The following is a 26340-nucleotide window of genomic DNA, read 5'->3' as shown; positions in this document are numbered from 1 at the left end:
CGTATTATTGGGCTACGGCTTCCGATTGTTTAACTTTCTGCTGGTTCATTTCGCCTTTGCGACGACGCGTACCGTAAGCCACGGCGTGCTTGTCCAGAACAGTAGTGAGGAAACGGATAACCCGCTCGTCACGACGGAACGCGAGTTCCAGCGTGTCTACGACGTTACCTTCACCAGTGAACTCCACGAGGAAGTAATAACCGGTGTTCTTTTTCTGAATTGGGTACGCCAGCTTTTTGAGGCCCCAAGCTTCAGTGTTGATGATGTCGGCGCTATTTTCCTTAAGCACCTGCGAGAACTTCTCGACCGTCTCTTGCACTTGGCTCTCGTTCAATACGGGAGTCAGAATGAAGACCGTCTCGTAATTTCTTACTGCCATTACGACGGGGTGAAATTTGACGTGAAAAACTAAATGAGGGGCAAAGATAACAGGAATTACTCCACTCTGCTACCAGCCTGCTATACTTTATCTATAAATACTCAGATTGTAAGCATTTGGTAGTCAATTGGCAAACCTATTAGCCGTTGGGTGGTATTCATCTGGAAGGCAAACGGTAAGCCATTCAGATTACCTTAACGATAGGCAGTCAACCGATGATGGCGGGCCGGGAAACACACACAAGAAAGCCGTGAAAATTGCGGATTTTGTGGTTTTTAGAATGATTCTAAGCTTCTGGCAAAGGGCGAAAATTAGCCCGGGCCGGTTTGTTCTCTGGGTTTCCCAACCTACATTTGTGGCCTTGAAGCACCCCCGCGTTTCTTTTTTTCAGTCAAACTGTGCTATGGATAGCATCCGACTACGTCCCCTTACCCGCCTCTTTCTCGCTCTGTTTCTGTTCTTTGTCAGCGTAGGCTCGTCCTTCGCCCAAGGCACGGCCGCTGATCCGAGCAAAGCAGGCGTGGCACCCGGCGCTACGGCGGCCGCTGCCCCCGCTGCTGCTGCTGGCGCAACCACCGGTGACCCCGCCGCTATTGCTGCCGGCGACGCTCTTTTTAAAGGCAATTGCGCCCAATGCCACGCTGTAAATGAGGTGGTAGTGGGTCCGGCCCTGGCCGGTATCACTAAGCGTCGCCCCATGTCCTGGATTATTCCATGGATCAAGAATTCCAGCAAACTGGTGGCCAGCGGCGACGAGTATGCGGTGAAAATCTACAACCAGTATCAGAAGCAGCAGATGCCCAGCTTCCAGCTGTCGGACGCTGAAATCACCTCGATTATTGCCTACACGACTTCGCAGGAAGGTGTTGGTGCTCCAGCTGCGAAAGTAGATGGCGGTGCTGCCACTGCTGATGGTGGTGGTGCGGTTGCTGGTGAAGAAGCTGATGGTGGCAAGTCGATGAACATCCTGCTGATCGTGCTGGTGGTTGTGCTGATTGTACTGGTGGTAACGCTGGTCATCATTGCCAACATCATGAAGGATGTGCTGCGTGGTCGCAAGGACCTCGACGGCCGCGACCGGGAAGTGATGGAGCAGCGCTTCGATTTCTCGAAAATCTACAAATCGACGGCCGTGCGGGCTATTGTGGGTGTGGTGTTTGTGCTGGCGGTACTATATGAATCTGTTCAGGGAGCTATGGGCGTAGGTCTGCAGCAGGGCTACCAGCCTACCCAGCCGATTGCCTTCTCGCACAAACTGCACGCTGGCGAAAACCAGATCAACTGCGCCTACTGCCACACTTCGGTGTACAAGAGCAAGTCGGCTAACATTCCTTCCCCGAACATCTGTATGAACTGCCACTCGCAGATCAAAACGGAGTCGCCGGAAATCAAGAAAATCTACCGCGCCATTGAGCGTAAGCAGCCAATTCAGTGGGTTCGGATTCACAACCTGCCCGATCTGGCCTACTTCAACCACTCGCAGCACACCCAAGTGGGTGGCATCGAGTGCCAGACCTGCCACGGTCCTATCCAGAACATGGAAGTGGTATACCAGTATTCGCCGCTCACCATGGGCTGGTGCATCAACTGTCACCGCGAGACTCCGCTCAACACCAAGGGCAACGGCTACTACGACAACCTCGTGAAGCTACATGACACCGAGAACGGCGCAGTGCCCTTCACGGTATCGTCGAACGGTGGTACGGAGTGCTCAAAGTGCCACTACTAGCAAGCTAGGGCCTTGAAGGCCTCCGCTACGGAACTGATGTTCGGTGGCAGAGGTCTTCAGGGCCTCACCTACCTTAACAAACAGCCTGCTTAGAGACTTACCGGGCCTCAGAATCCAAGTCGCTAAGTCCCTAAGACCCTAAGTTCCAAAAACACGATGCAAGAGTCGCCTAAGTACTGGAAGGGAATTGAGGAACTGGAGAACTCACCGGAGTTCGTGAAGAATGCACTCACGGAGTTTGCAGACTTCCTGCCGGTGAAGGAAACCCATGGCACCTCGGATGCCACGGTAGCCCCTCGCCGCGACTTCCTCAAGCTCATGGGCTTCGGCTTAGCCGCCGCCACCCTCGCCAGCTGCGAAACCCCGATCAAAAAGGCTATTCCCTACCTCAACAAGCCTGAAGAGGTAGATCCGGGTATTGCCAACTTTTACGCCTCCACCTTCTTCAACGGCCAGGACTACAACAGTGTACTGGTGAAAACCCGCGAGGGCCGTCCGATTAAGCTGGAAGGTAACCCTGAGTCGCCCATCACGCGTGGTGGTTTGTCGGCTCGCGCTCAGGCCGCTGTGCTGAGCCTGTACGACGGAGCTCGTCTGCAGCACTTCGCTAAGAAGGGTGCCAAAGTTGACAAAGACCAGCTGGACCAGGAAGTGCGGAATGCACTGGCTGGCGCTGGTCGGATTGCCATTGTATCGCACACCATCATCAGCCCCTCTACCAAAAAGGTAGTGGCCGAATTTGCTGGCCGCTTCGCGGGCACCGAGCATGTGATGTACGATGTGAACTCGGCCTCGGGCCTGCTGCGCGCCAATGGTGGTGTGCTGCCCGCGTACGATTTCAGCAAAGCCGATACGATTGTCAGCTTCGACGCTGACTTCCTGGGTACTTGGTTGTCGCCCGTGGAGTTTGCTCGTCAATACGTAGCCAACCGCAAGGTTTCGAGCGAAAAGCGCAGCATGTCGCGCCACTACCAGTTCGAAACCAACATGTCGCTGACCGGCTCCAACGCCGATGTACGCGAGCCGCTGAAGCCCTCGGAACTGGGCGAAGCTGTGCTGGCCGTGTACAACGTGGTTGTGGGTGGCGGCAACGCTTCGGCTTATGCCGATAAATCCAAAAAAGTAGCCGCTGCTGCTGCTGCTCTGCAGAAGGCTGGCTCGCGTGGCCTCGTTGTATCGGGCTCTAATGATCCGGCGGTGCAGGCCCTCGTTACGGCCATCAACCAGCGTCTGGGTTCGGCGGCTGTTGACGTGGCTAATCCTTCTCTGATTCGTCAGGGAGATGATGCCAAAATGAGCAACCTGCTCAAAGCTATCAGCGCCGGACAAGTTGGTGCCGTTATCTTCTACAACGCCAACCCTGTGTTCGACCACCCGATGGGTGCCGAACTGGCAACCGCGCTGAAAACTGGTAAAGTCCGCACGACCATTTCGCTGAACGACCGGCTGGACGAAACCGGCGAATTGTGCACGTATGCTGCTCCTGACCACCACTTCCTGGAGTCGTGGAATGACTATGAGCCTAAGCGGGGTTATCTGAGCTTGGCTCAGCCCGTTATCACGCCGCTCTTCGCCACGCGTCAGGCGCAGGATTCGCTCCTGACTTGGGCTGGCAATCCTACCACGTACTACAACTACCTCCGCGCTCAGTGGAAAGGCGTTCTGGGTGGTGATTTCAACAAAGCCTGGGATAAAGCAGTGCATGATGGTGTAGCCATGGGTTCGGCTGCTCCGGCTGCTCCCGCTCAAGCGGCTCCTGCACTCGATGTAAATGCTGCAATTGCTGCTATTAAATCGTCTCCCAAGCCTTCAGGTCTGGAACTGGCGGTGTACGAGAAAGTGGGTATCGGCAGCGGTGCTGATGCCAACAACCCTTGGCTGCAGGAACTGCCTGATCCTATTACAAAGGCAACTTGGGGTAACTATGTAACCGTACCTCGCGCCTACGCTGTGGCCCAGAAATGGGAGCAAGGTGATGTAGTGAAAGTAACCGTAAACGGTAAGTCAGTAGAACTGCCCGTACTGATCCAGCCGGGTCAGGCCGCCGGTACTATCGGTATTGCTTTGGGCTACGGCCGAATGAAGGCCGGTAAAGTAGGCAATGGCCTTGGCGCTAACGTGTTGCCCTTGTTGGCTATGCGTAACGATGCCATCAGCTACACGGCTGCTGCTGCTCTGGCTGCCACCGGCACTAAAGAGCCGATTGCGCAGACGCAGACTCACCACACCATCATGGACCGCAAGCCGGTGGTGCAGGAAGCTACGCTGGCCCAGTATATCAAAGACCCCAAGGAGGTAACGGAATACGTTACGATTTCCACTCCGGACGGTCCGCAGAAGCCCAGCAAAGTTTCGTTGTGGCAGGATTACGAATACAAGAACCACCATTGGGGCATGGCCATCGACCTCAACTCCTGCATCGGCTGCGGCTCGTGCGTAGTTGGCTGTCAGGCTGAGAACAACGTGGCGGTAGTAGGCAAGCAGGAGGTAATTAACCGTCGGGAAATGCATTGGATGCGGATCGACCGGTATTACAGCTCTGATGCCCACAAGTCTGACTTCGAAACCAAAGGCAAGCTGAGCACTTATGCTGCCATGGAAGACCCCTCCGAGAATCCCTCGGTTATCTTCCAGCCGATGATGTGCCAGCATTGCAATCATGCACCCTGCGAAACCGTGTGCCCCGTACTGGCTACCACGCACAGCTCGGAAGGCCTGAACCAGATGACCTACAACCGTTGCGTAGGTACGCGTTACTGCGCTAACAACTGCCCATATAAGGTTCGTCGCTTCAACTGGTTCTCGTACTACACCAACGAGAAGTTCGAAACTGTAAACGGCCACATGTTCACCGACCTGGGCCGCATGGTGCTGAACCCCGATGTAACGGTTCGGGCTCGTGGTGTGATGGAGAAATGCTCGCTCTGCGTGCAGCGGATCCAGCTCGGTAAACTTGAAGCCAAGAAGCAGAAACGTCGTCCGAAGGATGGCGAAATCGTTTCGGCTTGCGCCCAGTCCTGCCCTACGCAGGCCATCGTATTCGGTGATATGCGTGACCCCGAGTCGCGGATTTCGCAGCTGTTGCGTCGCGAAGACGGGGAGCGGGCTTTCCATGTACTCGACGAAATTAACGTACAGCCGAACATCACCTACCTGACCAAAATCCGCAACACGGACAAGTCAGATTTCAACGCCTAGAAACCGAGCCGGGGGAGGGCAGAAGAGCCTACCGCACTATTGCCCTCCCTCTTTACTCCTTTAAGTCCAAAAACTATGCAGCACGTATCGCCTGTACGGGAGCCGCTCGTTACCGGGGGGAAAACGTACCACGACGTCACCCAGGACGTGTGCCGCCAGGTAGAAGCCGCCCCGAATGTTCGGTGGATGGCGGCCCTGAGCGTCGCCCTTCTGCTCCTCGGTGTCTTCTTCTACTCGGTATACCGCACTCTCTGGTACGGTATCGGGGAGTGGGGTCTGAACAAAACCGTTGGCTGGGCCTGGGACATCACCAACTTCGTGTGGTGGGTAGGTATTGGTCACGCCGGCACGCTGATTTCGGCCGTATTGCTGCTGTTCCGTCAGAAGTGGCGTACCTCCATCAACCGTGCCGCAGAAGCTATGACGATTTTCGCCGTAATCTGCGCCGCTATGTTCCCGGTTCTGCACATGGGCCGTCCGTGGCTGGCTTTCTGGGTTTTCCCGCTGCAAAACACCTTTGGGTCCCTGTGGGTGAACTTCAACTCGCCGCTGCTGTGGGACGTATTCGCCATTTCGACCTACTTCTCGGTGTCGTTGGTATTCTGGTACACCGGTCTGGTACCCGACTTCGCTACTATCCGTGACCGGGCCAAAGGTCCAATTGCTAAAGTAGCTTATTCGTTGCTGAGCTTCGGCTGGAAAGGCTCGGCCAAGCACTGGAGCCGTTACGAAACGGTTTCGCTGATTTTAGCTGGCGTTTCGACGCCGCTGGTACTTTCGGTACACACCATTGTATCGATGGACTTTGCTACCTCGGTTGTACCGGGCTGGCACACCACCATCTTCCCTCCTTACTTCGTAGCTGGTGCCATCTTCTCCGGCTTCGCCATGGTACTGACGCTGATGCTCATTACCCGGGTAGTATTTAAGCTGGAAGATTACATCACCATCGAGCACATTGCCCTCATGAATAAAATCATGATGATTACGGGCTCGATTGTAGGTGTGGCTTACATCACGGAATTCTTCATTGCCTGGTACTCGGGCGTAGAATTCGAGCAGTACGCTTTCATCAACCGTGCTACCGGTCCTTACTGGTGGGCTTACTGGTCGATGATGACCTGCAACGTAATTACCCCGCAGCTGGTGTGGTTCCGTCGGGTGCGTTACAGCATTCCGCTGACCTTCATCCTGTCGATTATTGTGAACATTGGGATGTGGTTCGAGCGTTTCGTGATTATCGTAACCTCGCTACACCGTGACTACCTGCCGTCGAGCTGGGCTATGTTCTCGCCCACTATTATCGACATCGGCATCTACGTTGGTACTATCGGTCTGTTCTTTACCCTGTTCCTGTTGTTTGCCAAATTCTTCCCGGTAATCAACATGGCAGAAGTGAAGTCGGTACTGAAATATACAGTGGACAACGGCCCGACCTATACTGGTCATGACGCTGCCCACCACGCTCATCAGCCTGCTACCACCCACGGAGTTCCCGCCTCGGCCTCTGTAAACTACGATAAGCATGACTAAGCGCTTCGCCCTCGGCATCTTCGACGACGAAGACGTGCTGCTGCACGCCGTTGAAAACGTCCGCGAAGCGGGCGTTAAGATCTACGAAGTATTCACGCCATTCCCAATTCACGGGATGGATGATGCTCTCGGTATCGAACGTTCCCGTCTGCCCATTGCGGCCTTCTTCTTCGGTCTGACGGGTCTGTGCTTCGCCCTGTGGCTGCAGATCTACACGCTGGGCTTCGACTGGCCGATGATCATCGGTGGTAAACCCCACATTGCGCTACCGGCTTTCATCCCGGTATCGTTCGAGTTAACGGTACTTTTCTGCTGCCACGGTATGGTAATTACCTTCTATACCATCAGCAAACTCTATCCACGCTGGAAGACGCCAGTACTGGATGTCCGCTCTACCGACGACAAGTTTGTAGTGGCCATTGAGGTGAATGAAAACACCGATATGACCAAGCTGACCCAGCTGTTGCGTGACAACGGGGCTTCGGAGGTGAACCAAAAAGAAATGTCTAAGTTCTAATGACGCACTCGCTGAAACTAACTCTGCAAGCGTCGGCGGTTCTGCTGGCATCGGTGTTCACCACCGCCTGCAACCGCGCCGATGACCCTGGTCTGGAGTACGCTCCGGAGATGTACGAAGGTATCCCGTACGACCCGTTGCGTCAGGTCAATGCCAACACCATCAACCCAATGGGCATCAATGAGCGCACCCCCGCGGTGGGCACAGTAGCCCGGGGTAAAGCCACATATTACACCCACATTGCCAAAGACGATGTGGCTACTGCTGAAACCACTTTGCGCAACCCGTTTCCTTATACCAAGGAAAACCTGGAGGAAGGTAAAGTACTGTACTCACGCAATTGCCAGCATTGCCACGGCGAAGGTGGAGCCGGTGACGGTCCGGTAGGCGCCAAGTTCAAAGGGGTACCTAACTACTCGGCAGGTGCCTACAAAACCATGAACGACGGGCACATTTACCACGTGATTCAGTGGGGACGTAACCGCATGATGCCGCATGGCTCCCAGGTAAACCCTGAGGAACGCTGGAAGATTGCCATGTATGTACGTGCTCTGCAACTTGGTAAGGGTGCCGATGGTTTAGCCGATATGGTGAAAACCGGTGGTGCTCAAGCCAACGTGCCGACGGCTGACTCCACGACTACGTCGGGGCAGATGAAAGAGAATCCTACCAAGGCTGGTTCCGACAAAGCATCGGAAACTCCAGGGCAGGGGGATAAAGCAAATAACGGAACGGCGATTTAATCTACTTCTATGGCAACTCTGACGCATCAAGAAAGCGTTACGGCTGAATACCTGGAGGTTACGCCGGGAACCCGTAAAAACTTCATGCTCATCATGGTGGCAGGCGTTGTTCTGCTCGTGGTTGGTATCATCATGTCCATGATGGGCATTGGCGCGCACCACGAAGCGGGTGCTGCGGCCCACGGTGCCGCTCATGGCGCAGCCGAACATCATGGCAGCGCGCCGTGGCTCAAACGGCTTATTGTAAGCCTTTGGCACAATAACGTATTCTTCACGGGGGTAGCCTCCATCGGAACGGTGTTCGTTGCTATCCAGTACGTGGCTTACGCTGGTTGGTCGGTGTTAGTAAAGCGCGTAGCTGAAGCTCTTAGTGCTTGGCTGCTGCCTGGCTTGGTTATCATGATTGTTGTATTTGGCATTAGCCTGATCAACCATGATATCTTCCATTGGACGCTTCCGGGCATCATGGAGAAGGGCAATGAGAACTACGACGAAATAATTGCCGGCAAGTCAGGTTTCCTGAACATGCCGTTCTATCTGATTCGCATGGTCTTGTTCCTTGGTCTATGGGCCTTTTTTACCAAAAAGCTGCGCGACCTGTCACTGGCAGAAGACTTAAATGGCGGTACTGAGTACTTCCACAAAAGCATTAACGTAGCGGCTCTATTCCTGGTAATCTACGCAGTTTCTTCGCCCATTGCGGCTTGGGACTGGGTAATGTCGGTTGATACGCACTGGTTCTCCACCATGTTCGGCTGGTACATCTTCGCCTCTTGGTGGGTGTCGGGTTTGGCAGCTATTACGTTGTGCACCATTCTGCTTAAGCAGGCCGGTTATCTGCGGTGGGTGAAAGAAGGCCATCTGCATGACTTGGGCAAGTTCATGTTCGGCTTCAGCATCTTCTGGACCTACGTATGGTTCTCCCAGTTCATGTTGATCTGGTACGCTAACATTCCGGAAGAGTCGGTTTACTTCAACCAGCGTTTGGGTGGCTTCAACGGCCAGTACACGTGGATGTTCTTTGGCAACTTGGCAATCAATTTCGTGTTTCCCTTCCTAGTATTGATGACCCGCGACGCCAAGCGTCAGATGATCATGCTGAAGATTGTGAGCATCGCCATCCTGATTGGCCACTGGTCGGACTTCTACTTGGCTATCATGCCCGGAACAATGAAGGCCGAAAACGGGTTTGTAATTGAGATTGGCGTGGCCCTTATTTTCCTGGGTGCATTCCTGACCTTGATGACCAAACGCCTGTCGCAGGCTTCTCTGGTACCGATTCATCATCCGTTCTTGGATGAGAGCATCCACCATACCACCTAAATTCAGACATGAGTATTGAGAAGTGAGAAGTTAGACTGTACAGTATAACAGGCTCTCACTTCTAACCTCTCAACTCTCACTTCTACATTCTGCTAATGACTACTCTTGGTATTGTTCTGGTGTTGGCGTTGCTGTTGGTCGTATTCGGCCTGCTGTTTCGTCTCCAGATTCTGACCTCCATTTTTTCGGGCAGCTCAACCCGCGAAGTAGGGGTGAGCAACCGCGTAAACGCCATCCTGTGTATCGTCTTTCTGGTAGTTGGTGGTGCGGCCTTCGCATGGTCGTTCATCGATAACTACGACAAGATGAATCCCCCGATTGCCTCGGTGCATGGTATTGCTACTGAGCGCATGTTCTGGACTACAATGATCATTCTGGGCATTGTGTTCACTCTGACGCAGGTCCTGCTCTTCGTTTACTCATACAAATACCAGTATAAGGAAGACCGTCGGGCTTTCTTTTTTCCGCATAACAACAAGATTGAAGTTATCTGGACCCTGATTCCAGCCATCGTGATGGCTGGGCTCGTGTTTGCCGGTTGGAAAGAGTGGACGCGCATTACCGGTCCTGCTCCCAAAGATGCCGTAGTACTGGAAGTGATGGGCAAGCAGTTCAACTGGTTGGTACGTTACCCAGGTCGTGACTTGAAATTGGGCGTCGTTAACTACCGCTTAATTGATGCTACTAACGAATTCGGCTTCGATTTGAGTGATCAGAACGGCATTGATGATTTTGTGGCTCCGGAAATTCACGTTCCCAAAGGCCATCCAGTACTGTTGAAGATCCGCTCGCGTGATGTATTGCACGCTGTGTATATGCCGCATTTTCGCGTGCAGATGTATGCGGTACCTGGCATGCCGACCAAATTCTGGTTTACGCCTATCAAGACTACGGACGAGATGCGTGCACAGACTGGCAACCCAAAATTCAACTACGAATTGGCTTGCAATCAGATCTGTGGTCGGGGTCACTTCGCTATGAAGCTGAACATCGTGGTAGATGAGCCGGATGATTATGTTGCTTGGTTCGCCCAGCAGAAATCATTCTCGGAGCAAAACCCGGATGTATTGGCCAGCTTCAAACAGAAGTCGGATAAAATGGTTGAGAAGGTATCAGCAACTCAGGCCGCTGCTACTGTAGTACCTGTTGCTGCTAAGGCTTCGCTCTAATCTAACTAAACTGCACGCTTCCTTTATGGCTGCTAACCTACCAACTCAAGTGCAAGGCGGCATTGGCGCTACTCAGCCCGGTGTTCAGCACGATGAGCATGCGCACCACGACGAACACGAGCACCACGAGCAGGGCTTTTTGTCGAAATACGTTTTCAGCACTGACCATAAATACATTGCAAAACAATTCCTGATTACGGGTATTTTTTGGGCAATCATCGGTGGTACGCTGTCAAGCTTGTTTCGTCTGCAACTCGGCTGGCCCGACGCTACTATGGAATGGCTTAAGCCTTTCCTAGGGAAATGGATTGAAGCTGGTAAGCTGAACCCAGAGTTCTATCTGGCTTTGGTAACCATGCACGGAACTATCATGGTGTTCTTTGTACTGACGGCTGGTCTATCGGGTACGTTCTCGAACTTCCTGATTCCTCTGCAGATTGGTGCTCGCGACATGGCTTCGGGCTTTATGAACATGCTTTCGTACTGGTTCTTCTTTGCTTCCAGTGTGGTGATGTTCAGCTCACTGTTCATTGAAACGGGTCCGGCTGCTGCTGGTTGGACAATATATCCGCCGCTGTCAGCTTTGCCACAGGCTATTTCGGGTTCCGGTGCTGGTCAGACGTTATGGCTGGTGTCGATGGCACTCTTCATCGTGTCGCAGTTGCTGGGTGGTGTTAACTACATCACTACGGTAATTAACCTGCGTACTCAGGGCATGAGCATGAGCAAACTGCCGCTGACCATCTGGTCGTTCTTCCTGACGGCTATCTTGGGTCTGCTCTCGTTCCCCGTTTTGTTCTCGGCTGCATTGCTGCTGATCTTTGACCGTTCGTTCGGTACATCGTTCTTCCTGTCTGACATCTACATTGCTGGTCAGGCGTTGCCAAATACGGGCGGTTCGCCCATCCTGTTCCAGCACTTGTTCTGGTTCCTGGGTCACCCCGAGGTGTATATCGTAATCATGCCTGCTATGGGCATGGTATCGGAAATCTTGGCCACCAATGCTCGTAAGCCCATCTTCGGCTACCGCGCTATGATTGGTTCGCTGCTTGGTATTTCCCTGCTGTCTTTCATTGTGTGGGCTCACCACATGTTCGTGACTGGCATGAACCCATTCCTGGGTTCCGTCTTCATGTTCCTGACGCTGATTATTGCCGTTCCTTCGGCAGTGAAGACTTTCAACTGGCTGGCTACTCTGTGGCGTGGTAATATCCGTTTCACAACGGCTATGTTGTTCTCTATCGGTTTCGTGTCGCTGTTCATTGCTGGTGGTCTGACGGGTATCGTACTTGGTAACGCTGCTCTCGATATTCAGATGCACAACACGTACTTCGTGGTGGCTCACTTCCACTTGGTAATGGGTTCATCGGCCTTCTTCGGTCTGTGGGCTGGTGTATATCACTGGTTCCCTAAGATGTTCGGTCGGATGATGGACGAGAAACTGGGGTACATTCACTTCTGGCTGACGTTTATCGGTGTGTACTTGGTGTTCCTGCCAATGCACTACGTAGGTATTGCTGGCTTCCCCCGTCGTTATTATGCTTGGACTGGCTTCGACACGTTCAGCCAGTTTGCTGACCTGAACAAGTTCATTTCGATTGCTGCTATCATTGCTTTCGTTGGTCAGTTCATCTTCATCTTCAACTTCTTCTACAGCATCTTCCGTGGCCGTCGTGCCACCGAGAACCCTTGGAACTCGACGACGCTGGAGTGGACTACACCCGTAGAGCCTGTACACGGCAACTGGCCCGGTGCTATTCCGGCCGTTCACCGCTGGCCTTACGACTACAGCAAGCCAGGTGCTGCTGAAGATTTCATTCCGCAGACCGTACCCTATTCGCAGACCCAGTCTTCGAATCTGCCGTACGAGCGGGAAATGGAATAAGTGTCTTAGACACTTAGCCTCTTAAAAAAGGGCCGCTGTACTTACGGCGGCCCTTTTTATTGCCTGCAAAAGGGAAATCCGGACCGGCCGTGCCGGACAACGGATTTCCCTTCTTTTTTTAAGCAAACCGCCTGCCAGGCGGTTTGTATCTTGACTTCATCCGCACACAACAGTAACGCATGGTAACGCCTGCATTCGTGCGCCGCTTCCGCTTCTGGGGTATCCTGACAGTGGTAGCCGTGTACATTTTGATTCTGGTAGGAGGTATTGTTCGTAGCACTGGCTCGGGTATGGGATGCCCTGACTGGCCTAAGTGTTTCGGGACGTGGATTCCGCCCACGCACATCAGCCAACTGCCAGCCGACTACAAAGAAATTTACACGGCGCAACGTGTCGAGAAGAATAAGAAGCTGGCGGCGAAACTGGAGCGGATGGGTTTTCACCAAGTGGCAGGGGATATTTTTGCGCATCCTACACAGTACATCGAAACCGACTTCAATCCGGTTAAAACCTGGATTGAATATGTGAACCGATTGGTAGGAGCTCTGATCGGACTATTCGTCTTCGGTACAGTGCTATTCGCGTTACCGTACTGGCAACGAGACCGGCCGGTATTCTGGCTGGCATTTGGGTCGTTTCTGCTGACGGGTGTGCAAGGCTGGTTAGGCTCGTTGGTAGTTTCTACCAATCTGCTGCCCATTATGGTGACTATCCACATGGGGCTAGCCCTAGTGATTGTAGCTATGCTGCTGTACGCTGTGGACCGTTCGCAGCGCGGTACATACGTTGACGTACAGCCAGTACGTACTATCTCAGGTCTTACACTCTGGTTGTGGGTGGCTCTGTTGCTCACCTTCGTGCAGATTGTGCTGGGGACTCAGGTGCGGGAAGAGGTGGATTTAGTAGCCTCGGCCGCTAATTACCTGAACCGTGCTACCTGGGTGGAGCAACTGGGCGGTGTATTCCGGTTTCACCGTACGTTTTCGATACTGTTGCTGCTCGTAAACCTGTACGTGGCGTACCAGCTGTACGCTTTGCCTTCCCGTCGGCTACACCAGCTGGCTATGGCTATCCTGGGACTGCTAGGAGGGGAGATACTGGCCGGCATCCTACTGACCTACTTTTCCTTCCCAGCGGCTGTCCAGCCTATACACCTCACATTGGCCACCTTGTTGTTCGGCGTGCAGTTCTTGGGAATAGTGGCTTACCGTCGGGCTACTAAGTTGCAGCGGCAGGCGGCTACTCCGGCCGTTGTTGCGTAACTTTGCGGCCCCGTTTGGCGGACTTTTTCGCCGCGCAATCTGTTTTCAGCAGTTGATGAGCAAGGCTAGGGCTTTTTTTCAGTTACTAAAATTCCGGCTGGCTCTCACCGTGGCCTTCTCCAGTGCCATTGGGTACCTGTTGGGTGCGCACGAACTGGACTGGAGCCGGGCCCTATTGGTAATGCTGGGTGGTCTGGCCGTGACCGGTTCGGCGAATACCATCAATCAGATTTTTGAAATCGACCTGGACCGGCAGATGAAACGGACGGCCCAGCGGCCTTTGCCGCTGGGTATCCTGAGCCCGGCCGAGGCGTGGGCCTTTGTAGTGGTGCTCGGTGTGGTAGGGCTAGGGATTCTGACTTACTTCTTCAACCCGTTGTCGGCGGCCCTGGCGCTAGTTTCCCTGATCCTGTACGGGTTCGTATACACGCCTCTCAAGACTATTTCACCAATCTGCGTGGCCGTGGGAGCCATTCCCGGCGGATTACCACCACTGATTGGGTGGGTGGCCGCTACGGGCTTCCTGGGTACGCAGGGGTGGATTCTGTTTGCCATTCAGTTTATGTGGCAGTTTCCCCATTTCTGGGCCATTGCCTGGGTGCTGGACGACGACTACAAGAAGGCTGGCTTTAAGATGCTGCCTACGCCCGGCAAAAAGGACCTGCGCACGGCTTTCCAGATCATGACCTATACGCTGGTGCTGATTCCGCTGAGTCTGCTGCCATTCTACTTTGGCATGACCGGTACGGTGTATCCGATGGTAGCTGCTATATGCGGCGTGCTGTTCCTGATGCAGACGTTTTACCTGATGCGCACAGTGAGTAAGAAAGCAGCCATGAGCATTATGTTCGGCTCTTTCCTGTACCTGCCCATCGTGCAGATTGCTTTGGTGTTGGATAAACTCTAGCGCACTATCAGAAGTGAGAAATTGAACATAGGAAGCGAGACAAAAGCCGCCTTCAATATGTTAAAATTCAACACACTTCTTCCGTTTCACTTCTCACTTCTTTAGAAAGATATGCATCCTTCAGAAGCCTTGAATACCAAGCAGCCCGCCACCGGAATTCATCCGGCGCGCTTCCTGCTGATGCTGATGATGGTCAGCGTTTTCATGATTTTTGCAGCTTACACCAGTGCGTACATCGTACGCCGCAATGAGGGTAACTGGCTGGAATTTACGTTGCCGGCCGGCTTCCTGTATACTACCCTCGTGATTGCGCTCAGCTCAGCTACCATGCAGTGGGCGTGGCTGGCGGCCCGCAAGGATAATCTGGCCCAGGTGCGTATAGCATTGGTTGCCACACTGGTATTGGGGCTGGCTTTTCTGGTTGGGCAATGGCTGATGTGGAATCAGTTGGTAAGCCAACGTATCTTTTTTGCGGGTACAGATGCCAACCCTTCCGGCTCATTTCTGTATGTATTAACCGGCGTCCACGGTTTTCACCTGATTACGGGGCTTATCTTTTTGGCCATCGTATTGCGTAAAAGCTTTCACTATCAGGTGCATTCCCGTCAGATGCTCTCCATTGGCAACGTCACCATCTACTGGCACTTCCTGGGCGCGCTTTGGTTGTACCTGTATTTGTTCCTACTTTTGAATCATTGATTTTTGTCAACCCCCGCACGCTATGTCCACCATTTCCACGACGCAGGTAATTTCTGACTCCGCCCTGGATAAGCCGCGTACCGGTACCTGGGACGGCGGGAACGAGCCTTTCAACGCCAGCTACGGTAAGCTGATGATGTGGTTCTTCCTGTTGTCGGATGCCTTTACGTTTGCTGCATTCCTGACCACCTACGGCCTGATTCGTCACCGCCACTTGGCCTATGAAGGCACTGCCGAGGCGTTCAAGTTCTCATCGAACTACTGGCCCATTCCGGAGAAAGTATTCAACTCGTTTCCCGGTCTGCACGGCATTGATCTGCCGCTGGCGTTTGTGGCCTTGATGACGATGATTCTGATCTTCTCGTCGGTAACGATGGTACTGGCCGTAGAAGCGGGCCACCGCTTCGACAAGAAGGATGTGCAGAAGTGGCTGTTGTGGACGATTCTGTTCGGCACCATCTTCGTAAGCTGCCAGGCCTGGGAGTGGAGCCACTTTATCGGTGGCACCGACGAAGGCACGCTGATGAACGATGGTACGCGCTTCTTTGGTGCGAACCTCACCGTGAACCAGTACGGCCCCGTACTATTCGCTGACCTGTTCTTCTTCATCACGGGCTTCCACGGTACCCACGTATTCTCGGGTATCTGCCTGCTGATTTACTGCTTCATTGCTACCACCAACGGCACGTTCGAGAAACGCGGCCACTACGAGATGGTAGAGAAGATCGGCCTGTACTGGCACTTTGTAGACTTGGTGTGGGTGTTCGTTTTTACCTTCTTCTACCTGGTTTAATTTACAAGCGTAACTGAGTAGCTGGGTGTCCGTTGAGGGTATTCAGCTACCGGCTTTTCAGCTCAGTTGCTTTTTCACTCAGCTACTCTCTACCATCATGGCTAACCACGCGCCTGAACATCCCGCCCATACCGGCGAAATTGCGAAGCCCAACACCGCTTGGATCTGGAAAACCTTCTGGGTTATCACGGCTATTACCGCTCTGGAATTTGCTATTGCCTTCGTGATGCCTTCCAGCACGCTGCGCAACTCCATCTTCATCATCCTCACGATCTGCAAAGCCTTCTTCATCGTGGCTGAGTTCATGCACTTGAAGCATGAAACCAAAGGACTGATCTGGACGATTCTGGTTCCGATGTCGTTGTTGATCTGGCTGCTGGTTGCGTTGATTACGGAAGGCAACGCCATTCACAAAAACATATTCTAACGGATGAGGCCCCAACAAACCTTACTGTTGGGCCTGATTCTGCTAGTTCCGGTGCTGGCTTTTCTGTTTCTGAAAAGCTTTGGGACCAACCGTTACGCGCTGCCAACTTACCTGCCCGACCGTGTGGACTCCACGCAGGTGGCCGGGAAGTGGCAGCGCGATACTGTTTTTCACCGGATCGGTGAGTTTCAGTTCACGTCGCAATCCGGGCGGCAGGTAACGGGGGCGGAGCTACGCGGTGAGGGCCTGTATGTGGCCAGTTTCTTTTTTACCAGCTGTCCGGGAGCCTGCCCACGCCTGAACAGCCAATTGGTGCGCGTGCAGGAAAAATTTCGGCAGGATCCGCGGGTTCGCCTCGCCTCTTTCACCGTGGACCCCGTCCGCGACTCGGTAAGTGTGCTGGCCCGCTACGCCGAGCAGTACGGGGCTATTGCTGGCAAATGGTTTTTCCTGACCGGTGACAAAACTGCCCTTTACCGGTTAGCTACAGAGGAGTTCCGGCTGCCGTCCCCAGAGGGCAGTGACTCCGCGCTGGTACACAGCCAAACGTTGTTTCTGGTAGACCGCAACGGCAACGTACGGGGCCGCTACGAAGGCACCAAAGAGCGGGACGTGAACCGTCTTATTACCGAAATCGAAGTTTTGCTTTACACCTATGAGCACCCCTAATCCAACCACCAATCCTGCCGGGTTTACCAAGTACAAAATCCTGATGGGAGCCTTGGCCGCCATTATTCCGGTGGCGGTGGCTATCCTGTACTTTCTGCCGGGCGTGTTTGTGATTCCGGGTCTGAATGTCAAGGCACTACCTGCCGTCAACGCGGTGCTGAACTCGTTAACGGCAGTTTTTCTGGTCATTGGCTATTATTTCATCCGGCGCAAAGACGTGGCAAAGCACCGGGCCATGATGGGGCTGGCATTTTTGCTGGGCTCGCTGTTCCTGGTGTCGTACGTAGCCTACCATTCGCAGGTAGCCAGCACCAAGTTTGGCGGGGAGGGACTAATTAAAGGGATTTACTACTTCATCCTGATTACGCACATACTACTGGCGGCCATAACGGTAGGGCTGGTGCTGTTCACGCTGTACTTCGCTCTGACGGAGCAGTTTCAGAAACACCGTCGCATTGCCCGCTGGACGTATCCGGTGTGGCTTTACGTGTCGGTAACGGGCGTTATCGTATACTTCATGATTTCGCCGTACTACACCTAGGCCGTTGTGTCACCTTATCAGGGGCGACGGTCGAACCGCGGCCTCTGGTTTGGGGTTACGTATGTATCACACTTAGCTAAAAATCATGAAAAAGGCCGCATTCGGAGGATTTTTGACGTTGGTAGTCGCGCTGCTGCTTAGTGTAGTGCCGCTGGCGTCTCGGGCGCAATGCGCCATGTGCAAAACACAGGTGGAAGCCTCGCGCCAGGAAAAGGACGGCTATGATACCACGGGCCTCAACAAAGGAATTCTGTACCTGATGACAATCCCTTACGTACTGATCGGGACGGTGGGCTTCTTCTGGTACCGTCATAGCCAGCAGCAGAAGAAAAAAGCCACTGCTCAGGCCTGATATGGATTCTACGCTGACGGGTATTCTCAACCAACGGTGTCCGCGTTGCCGCCAGGGACGGTTGTTTACACATTCGGCACTTAACCTGGCCCATTTCACGGAAATGCCGCCAGCTTGTCCTGTGTGTGGTCAGGCATACGAGCCGGAACCCGGCTTTTATTGGGGCGCCATGTACATCAGCTTTGCCTTTTCTACCGGAATCATGCTGGTAGTAGGGCTGGCAGTATATTACCTGCTCGGCGACCCGGATACGTGGGTGTACACGTCGGCCGTGGCTATTGTGGCCCTGTTATTTACCCCGCTCAGCCTGCGGTACTCCCGTACGCTGATGCTGTATCTGTTTGGCGGAGTACGCTACGACAAGCGGTACGCCACGCGGCAGTAGCCCTGCCTCCTCACAAGTAGTTAGGAAATGCCGCCGCAGGGCGGCATTTTTGTTTGGTACTAAGGTTGTAGTACCTAGGGTTCATCAGTCGCTTATTCATTTGAAATTCCTTCGTCTGACCCCGGTTTTGCTGTTGCTGCTGGCCATGCTGTGCTTTGCCGGCGCGTATTTCAGCAACCGCTACAGCCAGAACCCGGAGGTGGTGCTACAGGCCTCGGCCACCCGGCTGCAGGAAGTGCTGATGGAGGCGGAACTAACGGGCGAGCGGGAATCGACGGATTTGCTGCAGCGGCTGGCTACCGGCCGGGTAAGTTTCCGCAGCCTCACCAGCCACACCACGTACCCCACATTTATTTTCTGGGGTGAGGAAGTGGTGTACTGGTCCGACCACACCATTCGCCCCGACGCGGAGCAGGCCCTACAACGCTTCCACGAGCGGCTGCTGGAAACCCGGTTCGGGAAGTTTCTGGCGTTGCGCCACGTAGAAGGCCCGTACACGGTACTGACCTACATTCCGCTGGAAATCAGCTACGGCATCAGCAACCGGTACCTGCGCGACGGGAACGGGCAAGGCATCTTTCAGGGCCAAAACGTGCGGCTGGTGGTGGAGAAGCCGGCGAAACCCTCCAATCTGCCCCGATTGGTATCGAACGAAGGCAACTACCTGTTTTCTATCGAGAGTCTGCAGGCCGACCCCATTACCGGCAAATACCTGCCTTTAGCCTTGCTGCTGCTGGGTTTTGGCTTGTACGTGGCGGGCTGGCTGCTGCTGGCCGGCCGTCGTTTTACTCAGGGCTTGGTGCTTCAGGGGGCGGCACTGGTGATGCTGCCGCTGCTGTTCTTCCGGGGAGCTATGCTTTACCTGGGGCTGCCTTTCTCCTTTCTGGAAGTGAAGCTGTTCGACCCAAGGGTATATGCTGCCTCCTGGCTTTCACCTTCGCTGGGCGACCTGCTCCTGAATGCCCTGCTGTTTGCGGTGCTGGCCTGGTACGGGCTACTGTTGTTTCGGCGGTACGGTATGCTGCGCTTAGTGCAACGGGTGAATGGCTGGCGGCAGCGCGTACTGATAGGGGCCGTAACGGTGCTGACGTTCTACGGGCTGCTGGAGCTGCTTTTCGACTTTTACACCAGCAGCTTCAGCAACTCCCAGCTGATTCTGGATATCACCCAGGATATTCAGGTGAACGGCTTCAAGCTGCTGCTCGGGGTAGCTATTATTCTGCACGTAGGCAGCTACCTAGTCGGATTTTATCTGTTGTCACAGCTGTTTACGGGCATTGTGCGGCCTTCTACGCGGCGCGTAGGCATTCTGCTGCTGTTGCTCAGCACCATCTGTTTTCTGAGTGTCGGGCTGGGGCTGGAGCAGGTGCACTTGACGTTGCTGGGCATTACGCTGGTGTTTTTTCTGGTATTGCGGCTAACGGGCCTGAAATCGGCGGGAGCGGTGCTGCCGTACCAAGTATATCTGTTCATTTTCCTGCTGCTGGGCGTGAGCTCAGCGGTAGGAGCCCTAGCGCAGTATGAGCATTTTAACCGGCAGCTGCAGCTGAATAAGCAGAATCTGGCCAGTAACCTGCTTACTGATAACGATCTGCAGGGCGAATACCTACTGGTAGAACGCAGCCAGGAAATGGCCCGGGACCCGGTGTTGCGCACCATGCTGGCCAGCCCCTTCGTCAACCTCGACCTAATTCGGCAGAAGGTGAGTAAATACTACCTGCGCGACTACTTCAACAAGTACGAAGTGCGGGTGATGCTGTTTAACCCGGAAGGCCGCGGCGTGGCCATTGGGGGCACGCTGCCGCTCACGCGGGAGCATCTGCTGCGCAACGCCCGCCCCACTGACCACCCGAATATCTACTTGGTGCGCGACGGGGGCAAGTCGTTCAGTTCCCGGCGCTACGTGGCGTTTATTTCGGTTCCCGCGCCGGAGGATACCGAGCAGGCCAGTACCATTGTGTTGGAGCTGACGCTCAAGAAGCTCACGGCCAATAGCGTAGTGCCGGAGCTGCTAATTGACCAGATGTTCTTTCAGCCCCGCCTCGGCACTGAGCTAAGCTACGCCGGCTACGAAAACGGCCGACTGGTATACAGTGAGGGAGACTTCGACTACGTGAACCGGCTACCGGCCAGCCTCTTCCGCGACTCCCGCTTCTTTACTACCGGCATAGCTCTGAGCGGCTACCATCATTTAGCCATCCGCAGCACGGACCGGTCGGGCCGGCTGGTGGTGGTGACGACGGCCACGTATTCCTTCTCCGATTGGCTGGCCAATTTCTCGTTCCTGTTTCTGCTCTACAGCTTCTGCTGGCTGCTGCTGATGGGTGTTGTGCTACTGGCCCGGGGGCACTACCGGGAGGTATTGCGCACCAACTTCAGTACCAAAATTCAACTGTTTCTCAACTTCGGCGTGCTGGTGCCCCTCATTGTAGTGAGCGTGGCCATTGCCAGCCAGGTCACCAACTCCTACAAGCGCGACCTGCTGCGTTCCTACCAGCGCCGGGGCCAGGCCGTGCAGGAAAATCTGCTGAAAAACCGCGCGTTGCTCACCGATGACGCCAACCGGGCCGACCTGGTGGACCTGGCCGAAAACGTGGCCGCCCTCACCGAGACGGACCTCAACCTTTACGATGCCCACGGCGAACTGCTGGTCAGTAGCCAGCCGCTCATTTTTGAGGCCAGCCTGCTCAGTACGCTCATGAACCCGCAGGCCGTGTCGGCGCTGGCGGAAGAGGGGCAGCCGCGCGTGCTGCTGACGGAGCGCGCCGGTACGTTGTCGTTTAACGCGCTGTACCTGCCGTTGCGGGCCGGCACCGTGCGGCAGGGCCGGCCCGGGGCCGTGGTGGGCTACGTGGGTATTCCGTTCTTCGATTCCGAAAAAGACCTGGATAATAAACTTACGGAGCTGATTTCTACCATTCTGAACATCTTCACCCTGATGTTTATCTTGTTCCTGCTGCTGGCCTTCGTGGCGTCCCGGATTCTGACGGAGCCGCTCAAGCTCATCACCGAAAAGCTCAGGCAAACCACCCTCACGGGCCAGAACGAAATGCTGGCCTACGAGTCGGAAGATGAAATTGGGCTGCTGGTGCGCGAGTACAACCAGATGCTGCTGAAGCTGGAAGAAAGCAAGCTGGAGTTGGCGACCCAGGAAAAGGAAGCTGCCTGGCGCGAAATGGCCCGACAGGTTGCCCACGAAATCAAGAACCCGCTCACGCCCATGAAGCTGAGTCTGCAATTTTTGCAGCGTGCCATTCAGGACCAGCGCCCCAACCTCGACGAGCTGATCAACAAAGTCTCACAGACGCTCATCACCCAGATTGACGTGCTCACGGACATTGCCACCTCGTTCAGCACCTTCACCAACCTGCCCGCCATGCGTCCCGAGCGGCTCGATGTAGCCCCTATTCTGCGGCGATGCGTGGGGCTGCACCAGGGGGCGCAGGGCCACAGCATCCGACTGGAGCTGCCCGCTGACGCTGATGCCGGTCGCTACGTAGTCTTTGCCGATGAAAGCCTGTTGGTGCGTACCTTCAACAATCTGCTCATCAATGCCCTGCAGGCCATGCCCGTGGGCCGCACGCCCGAAATTGTGGCCACGCTGGCAGCAGTAGGCCACGACCGTGTGCGGATTGGCATTCAGGATAATGGCACCGGCATTCCGGAGGATGTGCAGACCAAGGTGTTTGTGCCCAACTTTACCACCAAGGAAACTGGCTCCGGCATTGGGCTGGCCGTGGCCCGGCGCGGCATCGAAAGTGCCGGCGGCCACATCTGGTTTGAAACGGAGGAAGACCAGGGTACCAGCTTCTTTATCGAGCTGCCGCTAGCGGGGTAGGGGGCGCGCATGTAAGGTGCTTAGGCGGCGGAAAGCCTGCCGGGCCGTCCGGAACAGGTGCAGCCGCGTAACTTCCACTTTATCTCCGCCACTGCTGACTTTTCTTGGCCTTTCGGCGTTATAGCGGCCCCGGCTTTTCTGCCTCGTAATTTTACTGAATGACCAGCAACTCTACGCCTTCCTTCCTGCGCTTGTGCGTACTGCTGGGTTGGCTGGTGCTGGTTGTGGGAACAGCCCGGGCCCAGCAACGCCCCGACGCCCCGCCCAGTACCCGCCGGTGCGCGTGGGTGCGCCTCACGCCGGGACGGGATACCACGGAGTTTGCCCTGCGCGACACCCTGACCATTGTACCGGCTTCGGTGAGTGTGGCTGGGCGTTCGGTGAGATATGATGCGCGCCTCGACCGGTACCGGCTGGTGCTGCCGGGGCGGCGGGTGCCCAGCCCCGAGCCCGGCCGCCCCGACCTTGTGCTACCCGGCGGTCCTGATTCGGTGCAGGTGTGCTACCGGGTGCTGCCCATGCAGCTCTCGGCCGCGCGCTACCTGCGGCCGCGCCGGCTCATGGATAGTCTGGAATTCTGGCGGCGGCCGTCGTTTGGGATGGAGGACTTTGCGGTGAAGGAGCAGATTCTGAGTACGCCGGGCATCAACAAAAGCGGCAACCTCTCGCGGGGCGTTTCGTTCGGCAACTCCCAGAATGTGTTTGTTAATTCCTCGCTCAACCTGCAGCTGGAAGGTAAGCTCACTGACCAGATCAACCTGACGGCCGCTATTTCCGACCAGAATGTGCCGTTTCAGCCCGAGGGTAATACCCAGCAGCTCCAGGAGTTCGACCGGATTTACATCACCCTCACGCACCCGCGCTGGAACCTGACGGCCGGCGACGTGGTGCTGCGTAACAAGCCCGATTACTTTCTGCGCTTCTACAAAAATATTCAGGGCGGCGCGGCAGAGGTCAACTTTGGGCAGCTGCCGGTGGGTGGTTTTGGCGGTGGTAGCGGCCCGGGCGTAAGCAATCCGCAGCTGATTCAGTATCCGAATGCGGCCGGTACCAGTACGGGTACCTTCGTGACGGCCCCGCCCACGGTGCCCACGCCACCCGGCCAGCCCCAGAACGGGCCGCCCGCCGACGCTACCCGCCCCGGCCTCAGCCCCAACAGTACCGGCCCCAATGGGGTAAGCCAGACCGTAACGACCACCGGCCGGCGCAATGGGCCGCTATTGTCCCTGAAACGCGGCGAGGCCTTTGCTACTACCTCGGTGGCGGCGGGCGTGGCGAAGGGCAAGTTTGCCAGCGTGGATATTGCGCCCATTGAGAACGTGCAGGGCCCGTACCGTCTGCGAGGGCCCAACGGGGAGCAATTCATCATCATTCTGGCCAACTCCGAGCGGGTGTACCTGGATGGCCGGCTGCTGATGCGCGGCTTCGATTTTGACTACGTTATCGATTATAACCAGGCTGAGCTGACGTTTTCGCCCCGCCACCTCATCACCAGCAACACACGCATCAAGGTCGATTTTGAGTACTCCGACTTTAACTATACCCGCTCCCTGGTGCAGGCCAGCCACTATCAACAGCTGGGCCGCCTGCAGGTGCACGCCAACTTCTACCGCGAAGCCGATAACCCCGACAATTCCCCCAACCTTACCTTGGATGATACCACCAAGGCCCGCCTGCGCAATCTGCGCGGCAACGTGAGCCTGGCCCGGCTGCCCGGTGCCGATTCCGCCACCTACGACCGGCAGCAGATCCAGTATAGCCGGGTGGTACAGCCTGACCCCGTTACCGGCCAGCTGGTGCCGGTATTTGTGTTTCCGCTGCGCGATACGCTGCAGGGCGCGTACACGGTGCGTTTTACCAACCTGGGAGCTAACCAGGGCAGTTACCGCATCAGCACCACCAACGGCAACGCCAACGGCCGGGTGTATGAGTTTGTGGGCGAAGGACGCGGCGATTATGCCCCCATTCGGCTGCTGCCAACGCCCTTGCAGAAGCAGCTCCTGACGGTGGGCACCAGCTATCGGCTCGACTCCACGGCCACGGTGTTTGTGGACTTGGCGGCTTCCGATCTGGATTTGAACCGCTTCTCGCCGGAGTCGGCGCAGGGGCAGGCTGTGCGGGTGGGCTACGCCGTGCAGGACCGCTCGGTGCGGATTCCCGGCTTGGCCGGCTATAAGCTGCGCAGCGCCCTCGACTACGAGTATACTAGCCGCCGGTTTGCGCCCATCGACCGATACCGGGATATTGAGTTTGACCGCAACTGGAGTACTTCCAACACGCTCATCACCAACAATCAGAAGCCGCTGGAGGAGAATATTCTGAACGCGGCCATCGGGTTGGTAAAAGACGTTGACAACGCCATGGGCTACCGCCTGAGCCGGCGCTACCGGGCAGGGGAGGTAGATGGAGTGCAACACTGGCTGGATGTGGCCCGGCAGCTGGGACCGGTGCAGCTGCGCGGCAACCTGTTTCTGCTGAACTCGGAATCGGGCCGCCGCGAATCAACCTGGACGCGGGGGGAAGCGGCTGCCCGCTACGTGGCTGGCCCGGTAGTGCCCGGCTACGTGTACCGATTCGATAAAAACCGTGTAGCCAGGGCTGCCGGCGATTCGCTTACCTCGGCCAACTATTACGATGAGCACGCGCTGTTTCTGCAAAGCCGCGACTCGGCCCGCACCCGCTTTCGGCTCGATTACAGCTACCGCCGCGACCAGACTCCCAACCCCGATCAAACGGCCCTACGCGAGCGGGGCCGCGCCCAGACCTGGCAGGGAACCTTCGCTTCCCGCTTCGGCCAGAATCAGGATATAGCCATTCTGGCCACGTACCGCGACCTGGCCGTGCGTGATTCGGCCCGGCAACATACGGTGCTGGGTAAGCTCGACTGGAACGCCAGCTTTCTGCAGAATGTGCTGCGCTCGGAACTGAGCTACGCCGTGGGTACCGGCCGGGAAGCGCGCCGCGACTATACGTTTCTGGCGGTGCCGGCCGGGCAGGGTACGCATTACTGGGACGACCTGAACCAGGACGGCCAGCAGCAGCGCAATGAGTTTTTTGAGGCCCAGACGCCCGATGCCCAGTACCGCACCTACATCAAGCTCTTTTTGCCCACCGACGTGTACACTCCGGCCTTTACCAACCGGTTCAGCTACCGGCTCACCACCAACGCCCCCCGGGGCTGGCGGGAACAACCCGGCTGGCGCGGTTTCGTGGGCCGGTTTTCGGCGCTCAGCACCGTGACGCTGGACCGGCGTACTACGGAAAATACCTTGTCATCCAGGCTGAATCCGTTTGCTTTTCAGACCAACGATACGCTGCTCCTGAGCCTGAATAAGCTACTGCGGAACACCGTCTATTTTAACCGTTCGAATCCTGTTTTCGGTGTGGAATTCACGGTGCAGCAAACCCAGCAGAAGGTACTGCTCACGCAGGGCTCCGATACGCGCAACCTCGCCAGCCAGAGCCTGCTGCTGCGCCGGACGCTGGCGAAGTCGTTTACGGGGCGCTTCACCACCACGCGCGGTATCCGCGAAAACCTGGCAAACTACCTGCCGGAACGGAATTTTCGGGTGCTGCAATACGAGCTGGCGCCCGAAATCAGCTACCAGCCCAACCAGGTGCTGCGGCTGACCACCAGCTACCTGCGCACCACCAAAAACAACACCAACGGCCCCGACGAAGACACCCGCGGCACCTTCGACGACCTGGGCCTGGAAACGCGCATCAGCCAGGTGGGCAAGCGCACCCTGGCCCTCACCACGCGCTACGTGCGCGTGGGGTTCGAGGGGAACCAGGCCAGCCTCGTGGGCCTCGAAATCCTGAACGCCCTGCGCCCCGGCAGCAACTTCACCTGGAATCTGAACCTGGAGCAGCGCCTAAGCAACGGCCTCAACGTCACGCTGGCCTACGACGGCCGCAAAGCCAACGGCCTCAATGCCGTGCATACCGGCCGCATGCAGGTGGCAGTGTTGTTTTGAGTTGGGTGAAGCGG

Annotated in this window: 20 protein-coding genes; 19 read left to right on the top strand and 1 reads right to left on the bottom strand. The window is 55.8% G+C overall.

The window, feature by feature from the left end; all coding sequences use genetic code 11:
- Positions 1 to 4 precede the first annotated feature (4 nt).
- Complete coding sequence (gene rpsF / locus EI293_RS00460; protein WP_044002831.1) at positions 5 to 379, bottom strand: 30S ribosomal protein S6; 375 nt, start codon at positions 377 to 379, stop codon at positions 5 to 7.
- A 403-nt stretch (positions 380 to 782) separates the two neighbouring features.
- Here rpsF and EI293_RS00455 point away from each other — a divergent pair, with 403 nt between their 5' ends.
- The 19 genes from EI293_RS00455 to EI293_RS00365 all read left to right on the top strand — a co-directional run bounded on the left by EI293_RS00455 (position 783) and on the right by EI293_RS00365 (position 26326).
- Positions 783 to 2108 carry a c-type cytochrome gene (locus tag EI293_RS00455; protein ID WP_125434656.1) on the top strand — a complete coding sequence of 442 codons (1326 nt, stop codon included), beginning with the start codon at positions 783 to 785 and terminating at the stop codon, positions 2106 to 2108.
- Between the two features lie 156 nt (positions 2109 to 2264).
- On the top strand, positions 2265 to 5306 hold the full coding sequence (locus tag EI293_RS00450; RefSeq protein ID WP_125434654.1) for a TAT-variant-translocated molybdopterin oxidoreductase: 3042 nt from the start codon (positions 2265 to 2267) through the stop codon (positions 5304 to 5306).
- Positions 5307 to 5381: 75 nt separating this feature from the next.
- The gene (gene nrfD, locus EI293_RS00445; RefSeq protein WP_081768456.1) at positions 5382 to 6839 is read left to right on the top strand and encodes an NrfD/PsrC family molybdoenzyme membrane anchor subunit; all 1458 of its coding nucleotides are present in this window, start codon (positions 5382 to 5384) and stop codon (positions 6837 to 6839) included.
- On the top strand, positions 6832 to 7356 hold the full coding sequence (locus EI293_RS00440) for a DUF3341 domain-containing protein (RefSeq protein WP_044002828.1): 525 nt from the start codon (positions 6832 to 6834) through the stop codon (positions 7354 to 7356). Before nrfD ends, EI293_RS00440 begins: the two co-directional genes overlap by 8 nt.
- A complete protein-coding gene (locus tag EI293_RS00435) occupies positions 7356 to 8099 on the top strand; it encodes a c-type cytochrome (protein WP_125434652.1) in 744 nt (247 codons plus the stop codon). Before EI293_RS00440 ends, EI293_RS00435 begins: the two co-directional genes overlap by 1 nt.
- 9 nt (positions 8100 to 8108) lie before the next feature.
- Positions 8109 to 9422 carry a quinol:cytochrome C oxidoreductase gene (locus EI293_RS00430; protein ID WP_125434650.1) on the top strand — a complete coding sequence of 438 codons (1314 nt, stop codon included), beginning with the start codon at positions 8109 to 8111 and terminating at the stop codon, positions 9420 to 9422.
- A gap of 95 nt (positions 9423 to 9517) precedes the next feature.
- The gene (locus EI293_RS00425) at positions 9518 to 10591 is read left to right on the top strand and encodes a cytochrome c oxidase subunit II (RefSeq protein ID WP_125434648.1); all 1074 of its coding nucleotides are present in this window, start codon (positions 9518 to 9520) and stop codon (positions 10589 to 10591) included.
- Between the two features lie 25 nt (positions 10592 to 10616).
- Positions 10617 to 12476 carry a cytochrome c oxidase subunit I gene (locus EI293_RS00420; protein WP_246010491.1) on the top strand — a complete coding sequence of 620 codons (1860 nt, stop codon included), beginning with the start codon at positions 10617 to 10619 and terminating at the stop codon, positions 12474 to 12476.
- 179 nt (positions 12477 to 12655) lie between these two features.
- Complete coding sequence (locus tag EI293_RS00415; RefSeq protein ID WP_125434646.1) at positions 12656 to 13738, top strand: COX15/CtaA family protein; 1083 nt, start codon at positions 12656 to 12658, stop codon at positions 13736 to 13738.
- 55 nt (positions 13739 to 13793) lie between these two features.
- Positions 13794 to 14645: a heme o synthase gene (gene cyoE / locus EI293_RS00410; protein ID WP_125434644.1), complete on the top strand. Its 852-nt coding sequence runs from the start codon at positions 13794 to 13796 to the stop codon at positions 14643 to 14645.
- Positions 14646 to 14756: 111 nt separating this feature from the next.
- Entirely contained in the window at positions 14757 to 15344 is a 588-nt protein-coding gene (locus EI293_RS00405; protein ID WP_125434642.1) for a cytochrome c oxidase subunit 3, read from the top strand.
- A 22-nt stretch (positions 15345 to 15366) separates the two neighbouring features.
- A complete protein-coding gene (locus EI293_RS00400) occupies positions 15367 to 16137 on the top strand; it encodes a cytochrome c oxidase subunit 3 (RefSeq protein WP_125434640.1) in 771 nt (256 codons plus the stop codon).
- A gap of 97 nt (positions 16138 to 16234) precedes the next feature.
- Positions 16235 to 16564: a cytochrome C oxidase subunit IV family protein gene (locus EI293_RS00395; protein ID WP_125434638.1), complete on the top strand. Its 330-nt coding sequence runs from the start codon at positions 16235 to 16237 to the stop codon at positions 16562 to 16564.
- Between the two features lie 3 nt (positions 16565 to 16567).
- Complete coding sequence (locus EI293_RS00390) at positions 16568 to 17233, top strand: SCO family protein (protein ID WP_125434636.1); 666 nt, start codon at positions 16568 to 16570, stop codon at positions 17231 to 17233.
- On the top strand, positions 17220 to 17774 hold the full coding sequence (locus EI293_RS00385; protein ID WP_125434634.1) for a DUF420 domain-containing protein: 555 nt from the start codon (positions 17220 to 17222) through the stop codon (positions 17772 to 17774). Before EI293_RS00390 ends, EI293_RS00385 begins: the two co-directional genes overlap by 14 nt.
- A gap of 85 nt (positions 17775 to 17859) precedes the next feature.
- Positions 17860 to 18126 (top strand): hypothetical protein, encoded by a 267-nt coding sequence (locus tag EI293_RS00380; RefSeq protein ID WP_125434632.1) that lies wholly within the window; start codon positions 17860 to 17862, stop codon positions 18124 to 18126.
- Between the two features lies 1 nt (position 18127).
- Positions 18128 to 18511 carry a DUF983 domain-containing protein gene (locus EI293_RS00375; RefSeq protein ID WP_317127187.1) on the top strand — a complete coding sequence of 128 codons (384 nt, stop codon included), beginning with the start codon at positions 18128 to 18130 and terminating at the stop codon, positions 18509 to 18511.
- A gap of 100 nt (positions 18512 to 18611) precedes the next feature.
- The gene (locus EI293_RS22455) at positions 18612 to 22349 is read left to right on the top strand and encodes a sensor histidine kinase (protein ID WP_125434628.1); all 3738 of its coding nucleotides are present in this window, start codon (positions 18612 to 18614) and stop codon (positions 22347 to 22349) included.
- A gap of 158 nt (positions 22350 to 22507) precedes the next feature.
- Positions 22508 to 26326, top strand: coding sequence for a hypothetical protein (locus tag EI293_RS00365; protein ID WP_125434626.1), 3819 nt, complete (start codon positions 22508 to 22510; stop codon positions 26324 to 26326).
- The last annotated feature ends 14 nt before the right edge of the window (positions 26327 to 26340 follow it).

Origin of the sequence: Hymenobacter perfusus, from assembly GCF_003944765.1 — a bacterium.
Taxonomy (GTDB): domain Bacteria; phylum Bacteroidota; class Bacteroidia; order Cytophagales; family Hymenobacteraceae; genus Hymenobacter; species Hymenobacter perfusus.
This window is presented reverse-complemented; position numbering and strand designations above follow the sequence as displayed.